The organism is Gemella sp. 27098_8_155 (assembly GCF_041433725.1).
Taxonomy (GTDB): domain Bacteria; phylum Bacillota; class Bacilli; order Staphylococcales; family Gemellaceae; genus Gemella; species Gemella haemolysans_D.
The window spans coordinates 65,243-77,192 of sequence record NZ_JAPWCA010000008.1 but is presented as its reverse complement, the minus strand read 5'-3'; the positions used below and the strand labels follow the sequence as shown (position 1 = coordinate 77,192).

Annotated in this window: 10 protein-coding genes; 1 reads left to right on the top strand and 9 read right to left on the bottom strand. The window is 29.9% G+C overall.

Going from position 1 to position 11,950, the window contains the following annotated elements:
- Positions 1–551 precede the first annotated feature (551 nt).
- Together aspS and hisS are read right to left on the bottom strand one after the other, a co-directional pair.
- The gene (gene aspS / locus O5Y44_RS05090) at positions 552–2,324 is read right to left on the bottom strand and encodes an aspartate--tRNA ligase (RefSeq protein ID WP_316447092.1); all 1,773 of its coding nucleotides are present in this window, start codon (positions 2,322–2,324) and stop codon (positions 552–554) included.
- On the bottom strand, positions 2,324–3,604 hold the full coding sequence (gene hisS / locus O5Y44_RS05085; RefSeq protein WP_316447093.1) for a histidine--tRNA ligase: 1,281 nt from the start codon (positions 3,602–3,604) through the stop codon (positions 2,324–2,326). The genes aspS and hisS overlap by 1 nt, the downstream gene beginning before the upstream one ends.
- 552 nt (positions 3,605–4,156) lie before the next feature.
- Between hisS and O5Y44_RS05080 the strand changes: the two genes are divergently transcribed.
- Positions 4,157–5,020: a hypothetical protein gene (locus O5Y44_RS05080; RefSeq protein WP_271986674.1), complete on the top strand. Its 864-nt coding sequence runs from the start codon at positions 4,157–4,159 to the stop codon at positions 5,018–5,020.
- Between the two features lie 78 nt (positions 5,021–5,098).
- On the opposite strand, the gene O5Y44_RS05075 is transcribed toward O5Y44_RS05080, so the two are convergent.
- The 7 genes from O5Y44_RS05075 to O5Y44_RS05045 form a co-directional block, all read right to left on the bottom strand.
- Entirely contained in the window at positions 5,099–5,482 is a 384-nt protein-coding gene (locus tag O5Y44_RS05075) for a RidA family protein (protein WP_003147859.1), read from the bottom strand.
- A 37-nt stretch (positions 5,483–5,519) separates the two neighbouring features.
- Entirely contained in the window at positions 5,520–6,662 is a 1,143-nt protein-coding gene (locus O5Y44_RS05070; RefSeq protein WP_271965525.1) for a trans-sulfuration enzyme family protein, read from the bottom strand.
- A gap of 191 nt (positions 6,663–6,853) precedes the next feature.
- Complete coding sequence (locus O5Y44_RS05065) at positions 6,854–7,054, bottom strand: cold-shock protein (protein WP_003144740.1); 201 nt, start codon at positions 7,052–7,054, stop codon at positions 6,854–6,856.
- Between the two features lie 227 nt (positions 7,055–7,281).
- Complete coding sequence (gene rpoE, locus O5Y44_RS05060) at positions 7,282–7,761, bottom strand: DNA-directed RNA polymerase subunit delta (RefSeq protein ID WP_271965526.1); 480 nt, start codon at positions 7,759–7,761, stop codon at positions 7,282–7,284.
- A 29-nt stretch (positions 7,762–7,790) separates the two neighbouring features.
- On the bottom strand, positions 7,791–9,425 hold the full coding sequence (argS, locus tag O5Y44_RS05055; RefSeq protein ID WP_371465656.1) for an arginine--tRNA ligase: 1,635 nt from the start codon (positions 9,423–9,425) through the stop codon (positions 7,791–7,793).
- Between the two features lie 23 nt (positions 9,426–9,448).
- Positions 9,449–9,832 carry a hypothetical protein gene (locus tag O5Y44_RS05050; RefSeq protein ID WP_271986676.1) on the bottom strand — a complete coding sequence of 128 codons (384 nt, stop codon included), beginning with the start codon at positions 9,830–9,832 and terminating at the stop codon, positions 9,449–9,451.
- Positions 9,825–11,744: an ABC-F family ATP-binding cassette domain-containing protein gene (locus O5Y44_RS05045; protein WP_271986677.1), complete on the bottom strand. Its 1,920-nt coding sequence runs from the start codon at positions 11,742–11,744 to the stop codon at positions 9,825–9,827. The genes O5Y44_RS05050 and O5Y44_RS05045 overlap by 8 nt, the downstream gene beginning before the upstream one ends.
- Between the last annotated feature and the right edge of the window lie 206 nt (positions 11,745–11,950).

The window sequence follows — 11,950 nt, the reverse complement described above, 5'->3', positions numbered from 1 at the left end:
CCAGGATCAAACTCTCCAAATAAATTTGTTAGCTTGATTAGCTCATTAAAAAGTTTTATAGTTTCTTTTTAAAACTGTCCTTTTTTGGAATTAACGTTGACTTAATTCGTTTAGTTTTCAATGTTCAAATCGTTGCGATTAACAACTTTTATATTTTAACATTTTTAAAATTCTTTGTCAAGTCTTTTTTAAAATTTTTTTTAAAAATGTTTTTTTGTCTTCATCGGAAGACTTAACTATTTTATCATTTCTTCGAATGTTTGTCAAGAAGTTTTTTTATTTTTTTAAAACTTTTTAACCGTTTACTTCGTTGAAATAATTGATGTTGTCTCTCTTCAAGACTTTTATAAGTTTATCATTTCTTTTTTATTTTGTCAAGAACTTTTTTATATTTTCTTAACATTTAATTATTAGAAATCTTATATTGTTCGTCTTCTTCTTGAGAAGACTTCTACTATTCTATCATCAGTCTTTTATTATGTCAATACATTTTTTAAAAAAACTGAGGAAAAGTTTGTTTTTTCCTCAGTTTAAGTCTTTCTATTAGTATACTATTTTCTTAATAAAGAGATATTTAGCTCTAATAATTGCTCTAAATCTACTGGTGATGGAGCTTGAGTCATTGGATCTGCTGCATTTGCAGTTTTAGGGAATGCTATTGTATCACGTAAGTTGTCACGTCCCGCTAATAGCATAACAAATCTGTCTAATCCTAATGCACATCCTCCGTGTGGTGGTACTCCATATTCAAATGCATCTAATAAGAATCCAAATTGTTCTTGAGCTTGTTCTTGAGTAAATCCTAATGCTTTAAACATTGATGATTGCACTTCTTTATCATAGATACGGATACTTCCTCCACCTAACTCATAACCATTTAGTACTATATCATATGCCTGTGCATATGCTTTTTCTGGTGCAGTTTCTAATAGTTCTACATCTTCTACTTTTGGCATAGTGAATGGGTGATGAGCTGCACTGTAACGACCTTTTTCTTCATCATACTCTAATAGAGGCCAGTTTACTACCCATAGATAGTTATATTTATCCTTGTCGATTAAATCTAAATCAGCTGCTAATTTTTGACGTAGTGCCCCTAATGATGCGTAACATACTTTTTTACTGTCCGCAGCAAATAAGATAATATCTCCAACTTCTGCATCTACACGAGCTACCAATTCTTGAGCTACTTCATCTGTAAAGAATTTAGCAATTGCCCCATTTAATCCTTCTTCTGTTACTTTAACCCAAGCTAATCCTTTAGCTCCATAGTTTGCAACATATTTTCCTAATGCATCAATATCTTTACGAGAATATTGCTCTGCACATCCTTTAGCTACGATACATTTTACAGCTCCACCTTGTTCTACTGCATTTGAGAACACTTTGAAGTCTAAGTTTTTAACAAGATCACTAACATCTTTTAATTCCATTCCAAAACGAGTATCTGGTTTATCACTACCAAATCTTTCCATTGCTTCTTCATAGTCAAGTCTTGGGAACGGTAATACTACATCGATTCCTTTAACTTCTTTCATTACATGTGCAATTAAACCTTCTATCATAGTAAGAATTTCTTCTTGTGACATAAAGCTCATTTCCATATCGATTTGTGTAAAATCTGGTTGTCTATCTGCACGTAAGTCTTCATCACGGAAACAACGAGCTACTTGATAGTATCTGTCAAATCCTGCAACCATTAATAATTGCTTAAATAATTGTGGTGATTGTGGTAAAGCATAGAATTCACCTGGGTGAACCCTACTTGGTACTAAGTAGTCACGTGCTCCTTCTGGAGTAGATTTAGTTAAAATTGGTGTTTCAACATCAACAAACATGTTGTTATCTAAGTAATCTCTTGTTGCTTTAGTAATTTTTGAACGTAATTGTAATACTTCAGCAAGTTCCGTTCTTCTTAAGTCAAGGTAACGATATTTTAGACGTAATTCTTCACTTGATAAACTTGCATCATCTAATACGAATGGTAATGTTTTTGCTTTCGATAAAATTTCTAATTTATCAGCAATAACTTCTACTTTACCTGAAGTAATTTTCTCATTTACTGTAGATTCATTTCTTAATACTACTTCCCCTTCAATAGAAACTACGAATTCGTTTCTTAAAGTTCCTGCTAGTTCATGTAGTTCTGCATTTTTTTCCCCTGAGAATACACATTGAACAACACCCATTCTATCTCTAACATCGATAAAGATTAAGTTACCAAGGTCCCGACGTTTACTAACCCAACCTTTTAATGTTACTTTCTTTCCTACATATTTTTCATCTATACGCCCAGCGTATTCCGTTCTTCCGTATGCGCTCATTATTTTTCTCCTCTCAATTTTTCTTGTAAGTAATCAACTATATCTTCTAATTTAATTGTTTCTTGTTCAAATGATTTCATATCTTTTACGACAAGTGCCCCACTTTCTAGCTCACTTTGTCCAATTATTATAGAATATTTTGCATTATATCTATCAGCAATTTTCATTTGTGCTTTCATTTTCTTATCAAAATAATCATTTTGTACACTGTACCCAGCTAATCTTAAATCATTAGTAAGTTTAACTCCAGCATTAGAAGCATCTTCACCCATAGCTACCACAAAAACATCGATTGTATCATCTATAGGTAATTCAATATTTTCACTTTCGAGTGCTAATAATAGTCTCTCAATACTTAGTGCAAAACCAATACCTTTTTTATCTTCAGGCCCATCTAACAGTCTAATCAAACCATTATAACGACCACCACCACAAAGTGTTTTTAATTCGACTTCCGGATTATCTATCATAATCTCAAATGCAGTATGAGTATAGTAATCTAATCCTCGAACTAAATTATGGTCAATTTCATATTTTACACCTAGCGCATCTAAGTGTTTAAGCACTTCTGCAAAGTATTGTTTAGATTCTTCACCTAAGTATTCTAATAATCTTGGTGCAGATTTAATAAGCTCATGTTCAGCATCAACTTTACAATCCAATATTCTCATAGGATTTTTATAAAGTCTATTATTACAATCCTCACAGAATTCATTTATTCTAGGTTCAAAATGCTTAACTAATGCTTCATTGTAGGCTTGTCTTTCTTCTGGATTTCCTAAAGAGTTGATACTAACTTTAATATTTTCAATGCCTAACATTTTATAAATGTTATAAGCTAAGCTAATAACTTCAGCATCGATTTTTGGGCTTTCCTCACCGATTACCTCAACACCATATTGAACAAATTGACGATAACGACCTTTTTGTTTTCTTTCATATCTAAACATCGGTCCAACATAGTATAATTTTTGTGGTTGAATAGTTTTAGCGAAAAGTTTATTTTCAATATATGAACGAACTGTTCCAGCTGTACCTTCTGGTCTTAACGTTAAAGATCTATTCCCTTTGTCCATAAAAGTATACATTTCTTTTTGAACTATATCTGTTGTATCTCCAACACCTCGGCTGAATAATTCTGTTGATTCAAACATAGGTGTTCTTATTTCTTCATAACAGAAGTTTTTACTAATCTCTCTTAGTTTCCCTTCAATATACTGCCATTTAACACTTTCTTCTGGTAGTATATCTTGAGTCCCTCTTGGCATACTAATTACCATTTCTTTCTCCTTTCGATTTTTAATCATCCTGTGCATCCAATATAAATTAAAAATCGCCCCACATAGCTTTAAACTACATGGGACGATAACATACTTCGTGGTGCCACCCTAATTCATATCAGAATACCGATACCTTATTTTCTATTTATTAAATTTTACAAAAAGTGTTCTTTACTTTAATCATTAATATTTAATCTTTCAGCCTAAGGATTAAACTCTCTTTCAATTAAAACATAAAGTAAAATTCTTTTTACTATATTTTGTCACGGTTCTTTTAAATATATTATACCAAACTTATATCCTTGTCAAGAAATTATTATACTTTTTATTTTTAAACAGTATATTTACCTATATTTATTAGATTATTTTTCTACAAAATTCAACATTAACAGTCACTAATTATTTCACCATAATATAACTTTATACTCCTTTTATATACATATTTCACGTAGTTAATTTAATTACTTATAATTTAATTCACTTGATTTTTTTTTCTTAACATTATACAATTAATTATAGTTAAAGACATTAAAGAAAGGAGCGTAGCTCTTTATGAAAAAAATAATCTCTATTTTAATGCCTATATTAGCGATTTTTTTCTTAGTAGGAGGAACATATTACTATCTTACTTCAGAAAATAAAAATTTTAAAGAAGAACATTCAAAATATATATCATTAATAAATGATTCTCATGATTTCAATTCTGGTTTAAAAGGTCTTGAGACACTAACTACTGAAAAAGCAAAAGAAACATTAAGAAATATAGATAACGAAATTAACATCGCTAGTGAATTAGTAAAAATTGATACAGCGTTAAACAATGCTAATATTGAAGAAGCACACGATCATCTAAAACATGCTAAAAAGCTTAATACAGGTCACACTTTTACTAAGGCTATCACTTACTTAGAAGAACAGTTAGAAAACTACGATAATGCTCTTATCGAAATTTTAAAATTAGACTCAACTTCTCCTAACTATGCGGATCAAGTGAAAACAATTTTAGCAAAATATGAATTTAAATACAGTGCGTTAAAAGATAAACTTTCAAATTCAGAAACTTCAGAATTAGAACAAGATCACAAAACTAATATTACTAAGAAAGAAGAAGAGAAAAAGGAATTAGGCAATAAAGAAGATTCTAAAAATGAAAAATCATCTGAAAATAAAGGAAGCACTACTGGAAAACAAACTTCAACTGACTCTAAAAAGACATCTTCTATACCTAATACAAAAATCCACCCACAAATTATCGGTCAGCAAGTTCCAGAAACTTACAATACAATCCGATATACTCAAGAGGGATCAATAAGCAGAAGTATAATAGAAAATGAGCTAAAAGGTGATATTTCTAACTTTACAAATGAAGAAATAGATGCTGCAATAGCAAGTTATAATGCAAAAAATCAAGGATAGCAAATTGTATCCTTGATTCTTTTTATTTACAGATTTAACTCATGAGAAAATTCTAGCACCTAACTCTATAAAATAACTTTATTTTTCTACAGCGATAACTTCTATTTCTATATTACCACCTAGTGGTAGTGCCGCTACTTGAAATGCTGATCTAGCAGGAAGCACATCGTTAAATTGCTCTGCATAAACTTTATTCACTTCAGCAAAATCAGCAATATCTTTTAATAATACTAATGATTTCACTACATGGTTCATAGAGCTTCCAGCTTCTTCTAATACTGCTTCAATATTTTTGAAAACTTGTTTAGCTTCCTCGATAACTCCACCTTCAACAATCTTTCCAGTTTCAGGATTAATACCTAATTGTCCTGAACAGAAAATTAGATTTCCTACTTTATTAGCTTGTACGTATGGTCCTACTGCTTTTGGCGCTTTTGGTGTATTTACTTCTGTTATTTTCATTTAATAAATCTCCTTTATTTATATTATCATTTTTATATTAATTATTTAACGCTTGTTTTAAATCTTCGATTAAGTCTTCTGAGTCTTCTACTCCACAAGAAAATCTTAATAAAGTTTGTGTAACTCCTTGAGCTAACCTTTCTTCTTCACTCATGCATGCGTGAGACATAGTTGCTGGATGAGAAATTATAGATTCTACCCCTCCCAAGCTAATTGCATAAATCGGAATTTTGATTTTTTTAAGAAATGTTTTCAAATCATCTTGTTCGAAAAATTCAAACGAGAAAACAGCCCCTCCTGAGCTAGCCTGTTCTGTATGAATATCATAAAATTTACAACTTGTAAGATTAGGATAGTATACCTTTTTAATTTTATCTTGAGTTTCTAAGAACTTAGTAAGAATTTTCGCATTCTCTACAGATTTCTCCATTCGTAATCCCATAGTTTTCATTCCTCGTAAGATTAACCAGGCATCTTCTACCCCTAAAATACCACCGAAATTCTTTTGTAACAAACAAATTTCATTGGCGATTTCCTCATTATTCGTAACTGCACAACCAGCTGTAACATCACTATGACCGTTAACAAATTTAGTTAAACTCTCTATTACTATATCACATCCTAAATCTAAAGGCTTTTGATATAAAGCTGTCATAAAAGTATTGTCCGCAACAGTTTTTATATTATGTTTCTTAGCAATTTCTACTATCGCCTTAATATCTGATACCTTTAACAAAGGATTAGATGGAGTTTCGATATAAATCATTGTAGTATTATCTTTAATAGTAGCTTCTAATTCTTCTAAATTTTGATAATTAATAAAACTAACTTCTATTCCATATTTTTTCAAAATTTTTGAACTAAATTGGAATGTTCCTCCATAAACATCTTTGGGTAATATTATATGTTCCCCACAATTCAATAGCATCAATACAGTCGTTATTGCTGACATACCTGAAGCGAAAGCAAAACCAAATCTCGCTTTATGTAAATTAGCAACAGCTGCTTCCAATGCTAATATCGTTGGATTCCCGAAACGACTATACGAATACTTACCACAATCTTTATATCCTTCTTTTTGATCAAATGTAGTAACTTGATATTTAGGAATTGATGCTGCACCAGTATAATCATCTATTACAGGATATCCATGTAATAAATTAGTATTTACTCCTTTCATGAAATTATCCTCCTAATTTCCATTTATTTTTTACCTTGCAATTCAATTATAAAATATAATGAAGTATTTTTCAATATCTATAGTATTCGTTTTCATATTTTCTTTTTGTGTATTTTCACCTTATAAAATTTTAAATAAAAAAAGCTATAACTAGACATAAAAGTCTAATTATAGCTTTCTCATATTTCTAATTAAAGAACAACTACGTTAGCTGCTTGTGGTCCACGAGCACCATCTTCTACTTCAAATTCAACTTTATCGCCTTCTTTTAAAGTTTTGAATCCGTCTTTTTTAATGCTTGAGAAGTGAACGAAGATATCTTTTTCTCCTGCTACTTCGATAAATCCGAATCCTTTTTCCTCGTTAAACCATTTTACTGTACCTTGTTTCATAAGTTACAATCTCCTTTATATTTTTTTATTATCAATAATCAATCGTATTCTTGCTGTTAAAGATAATAAATAAAATAAATGTGATATTGTGTTATTCACTTAAAAAACTTAGAACCTGTATTACAATTTTTACTATATGTTTTATTGACTTTCTTCATTATACTTTATTTAAAAAGTATATGCAACTAATAAGACTTATAAAATAAAAAAGCCTTCCGGCTCTTTTATTAAAACTCTTCTTCTTCAGTTGAGATATTGAATTTCGATACAATTCCATCATTGTCAAAATCATAGACATCTTCAGTTTCTTCCATATCTTCTTCCTCAATTAGAGCGTCTACTTCATCATGGATATCCTCTTGTTCTTCATCTCCAAGTTCTTCAATATCATCTTCTTCATCAATTTCAAATTTTTGAACACTTGGTTCAACAAAGTTTTTAATGTCTTCAACAAATAAACTATCTCTTAATTTCCAGCTTCCATCTTCTACACAAACGAATCTTCCATCTAAGTTTAAATCAGTGTAGAAGTACGCAGCTTGCGCTGTAAATTCTTCATCATCAACATTTCTTAATGGTTTAATATAGTCTAGGAAATCATAAATATTTAATTTTTCAATTCCTTCTTCTACCATATATGCATAACATAAATCTATTAGTGACATTTCCTTAATTTTTTCTGTACTTAAATCTTTTAACTTTACCATTTATATTAGATTCCCTTCTTTTTTATTTATTACATTTTCTCTGGAGCAGATACTCCGATTAAGTCTAAAGCGTTTCTTAAAGTTATTTTAACAGCTGTAATTAATGCTAAATAACTTTGAGTTTGCTCTTTATTTTCAGTTATTACTTTATTATTATTATAGAATTTGTGGAAAGAACTTGCAAGACTTTGTAAATAATTACAAATTCTATGTGGTTCATAGTTTTTAGCAGCCTGTGCTACTATTTCTGGATAATATGCTAAGTTTTTCAATAAATCAACTGAATACTCATCAGTTAATAATTCATAATCACAATTATTAACATCATATTCAGCTTGTTCTGCTGCTTGACGTAAGATTGAACAAATTCTAGCATGAGCATATTGAACATAGTATAGTGGGTTATCACTTGATTGTTCTTTCGCTACTGCAAAGTCAAAATCTAAATGACTATCTGCACTTCTCATTACTAAGAAGTAACGAGCAGCATCAGCTCCTACCTCATCGATTAAATCACGAAGTGTAATTGCCTTACCTGTTCTCTTACTCATTTTCACAACTTCACCGTTATTAAGTAGTTGTACCATTTGCATAATTAACGCTTCTAATTGATCTGCTTTATACCCCATAGCTACTATACTAGCTTTAAGTCTAGCTACATAACCATGGTGATCTGCACCAAGAACATCTAATAACAAATCAAATCCACGATCTAATTTATTTTTATGATACGCTATGTCACTAGTTAAATATGTTAATGAACCATCTGCTTTAATTAATACACGGTCTTTATCATCACCTGTACCTAAAGCTGTTGTTTTCAACCATAAAGCGCCATCTTTCTCATAAACAAACCCTTGTTCTCTTAAAGATTCTAATGCTTTATCTACAAGACCTTTTTCATATAATGATTTTTCACTAAAGAACACGTCGTACTCTAATCCAAAATCTCCAAGATCTTTTTTGATATTTTCCATTTCATATGCAACTGCATACTCACGAATAAACTCATTTAAGTCTTCTCTTTCTAATAATGAATCTCCAAATTCATCTTTTAGTTTTTGACCTAGAATTTTGATATCTTCACCGTGGTACGCATCTTCTGGCATCTGTGCATCCATACCTAACGCTTGTTTATAACGAACAATTGCAGAAATAACTAAGTTGTTAATTTGATTACCTGCATCATTGATGTAATACTCACGAGATAAATCATATCCTGATTTTTTCATTATTCTTGCTAATGAATCAGAATATGCAGCATTTCTAGCATGCCCCACGTGTAATGTTCCAGTTGGGTTAGCTGATACATACTCTAAAAGAACTTTTTTACCTTGTCCAATGTTGTTTTCACCATATTTAAAATCGTCTTCTAAGATTTTTCCAACAACACTACCTAGACTTGATTTTTTAACGAAAAAGTTAATAAATCCTGGTCCAGCTATTTCAATTTTTTCTACCGCTTCATCTTCTTCTATATTACTAATTATTTCCTCGGCAATAACTCTAGGATTTTTACGTAAAACTCTTGTTAATTGCATCGCTACATTTGAAGAAAAATCTCCATTATCTGTGTTTTTTGGAGTTTCTACATGAATATCTACTCCATCAATTTCTAATTTGGCTAAAGAATTTTGTATTAATTCTACTATTTTATTTTTCACCAAAAATTCCTCCTAATTACCTACTAAATGTTTTTCACTAATATTTTCAATTTATTTTGCTGTTTGTCATTTTTTCCGAAATATATATTGTACACTATCTCAAACAAAGTAAAACTATTTTTTGCCATCTTACTTATTTTTACAAGTTGTGTCTCCAATTTCATCTGACCATATTGTGTACTATAGTCATTACTTGTTTTCGTATATGCTAAGTACATTTTTGAATCGTCTTTTTCTATACTAACACTTTCTTTTATTTTGTCAATAAAAATCTCTATTTTTTTGTTATTTTTATCACTATAAGTTATTTTCTCACTTGTGGCTTCTTCAATATGTATCCCCACATGAGAATCTTCATGAATTTTTTCAGCATCAACATATGTTGTTATTTTAATTTTACTATTCATTAATACTTTCTAATTCCTCTTCAATTTCTAACCAAGAATTATTTAATTCATCAACTTCTTCTGTTAATTGTTTTAGTTTTTCATTAAACTCTTGTGTTTTTATCATATCAGTATAGACCTCTTCTTTTGCAAGTTCATTATTAACCGCTAGTATTTCTTCTTCAAAACTTTCGATCTTTTCCATCAACTCATCACGTGTTCTTTCTAATTTTCTTACACGACGCTTAGTTTCTTTATCTAATATATAATTATTAGTTTCTTTTACTTCAACAACCTCTACTTCTTTATTCGTTAATTGTTGAGCTATTCTCTCTTGCTCTCTTTTTTCTAAATAATAATCATAATTCCCTAAATACATATTATGACCATTATCAGTAATATCTAATACCTTATTGGCTATCTTATTAATAAAGTACCTATCGTGACTTACAAATACAATAGTTCCTTCGTAATTTTTAAGAGCTTCTTCTAACACCTGTTTACTAGTAATATCAAGGTGGTTAGTCGGTTCATCTAATATTAATAAATTATTCTTTTCTAACATTAGTTTAGCTAGTTGTAATCTCGCTTTTTCTCCACCAGAAAGATCTCTTACTATCTTAAGAACATCATCACCTCTAAATAAGAATCTACCAAGAACAGTTCTTACTTCCGCTTCTTTCATTAAAGGATACTCATCCCAAAGTTCATTTAATATCGTTTTTGAAGATTCAAATTCTGCTTGTTTTTGATCATAGTATCCTAGCGACACTTTGCTACCATATTGAACATTTCCAGCAATTTCTTTTTGTCTCTTCGCTATTGTTTTTATTAAAGTAGATTTTCCTATACCATTTCTTCCAACAACAGCTATTCTATCTCCTTTATACACAGCAAGATTATAACTTTGACCTACTTTAGTTCCATTATAACCAACTTGTAAATCGCTAATTGTCAGAACATCACGACCACTTTGTTCTTTAATTAAGAACTCTATCCCTGCTGCTTTATCATCTTTTTTCGGATTATCTATAAGTTCCATCTTATCTAATACTTTTTGACGACTCTTAGCCATCTTACTAGTTGATGCTCTAGCAATATTTTTCTGAACAAATTCTTCTAATTTCTTTATATCTTTTTGCTGGCTCGTATATTCTTTTAGTTGTTTTTCATAATCTTCTTCATACTGTACTAAAAACTTAGAATAGTTACCTACATATTTCTTAAGCTTACCAAATTCTAAGTTGTATACAACATTAACAACTTTATCTAAAAAATATCTATCGTGACTTACAATTACTATTGCACCATTGTATGCTGATAAATAGTTTTCTAACCATGCTACATTTTCCATATCAAGGTGGTTAGTCGGTTCGTCTAGAACTAGTAAATCAGGCTCACTAAGTAACAATTTCGCCATAGATAGCCTTGTTTTCTCTCCACCTGAAAAAGTACTAATTTTCTTATCAAAGACTTCTTTTGTAAAATCTAATCCATAAAGTACACTTTCTATTTTACTCTTGTAATGATAATCCTTATGAGTTAATACTTTATTTTGTAACCTATCAAACTTATTAAGTAATGCTGGATCATTCTCAATATTTTCCGGAGTTAACTCAAAAGACAATTTCTCTAATTCTGCTTCCAAAGTAATTATCTCATCAAAGCAAGTAATCATTTCTTCATAAATCGACAAATCTTCTCTCACGATAAATTCCTGTGATAAATATCCAACTGTCGTATTTTTTGAAATGGTTCTTTCTCCACTATCGAAACTAATTGCCCCTGCTATTATTTTTAGTAAAGTACTTTTCCCTGCACCATTTCTTCCTACTATTGCAACCCTATCTTTATCATTGATTTCCAACTTTACATTCGAAAAAATTTCATTTACTACAAAATTCTTCGTTATATTATTTAGCTGAATTAACATAGTTTCTCCTTTCTTTCTTATTTTTTACTTATTTTCAACAAAAATCTTATCGAAATTGTTTATAACTAAAATATTATACCATATTTTTAGTTTTTAAGCTAATAATTATAGTTACTATCTTGAATAATTTAAATCAATTCTCAATCGATAACATTTATCAATTAAAATCTATTTATTTTCCTCTCGTAATTATAATTTAGAATATA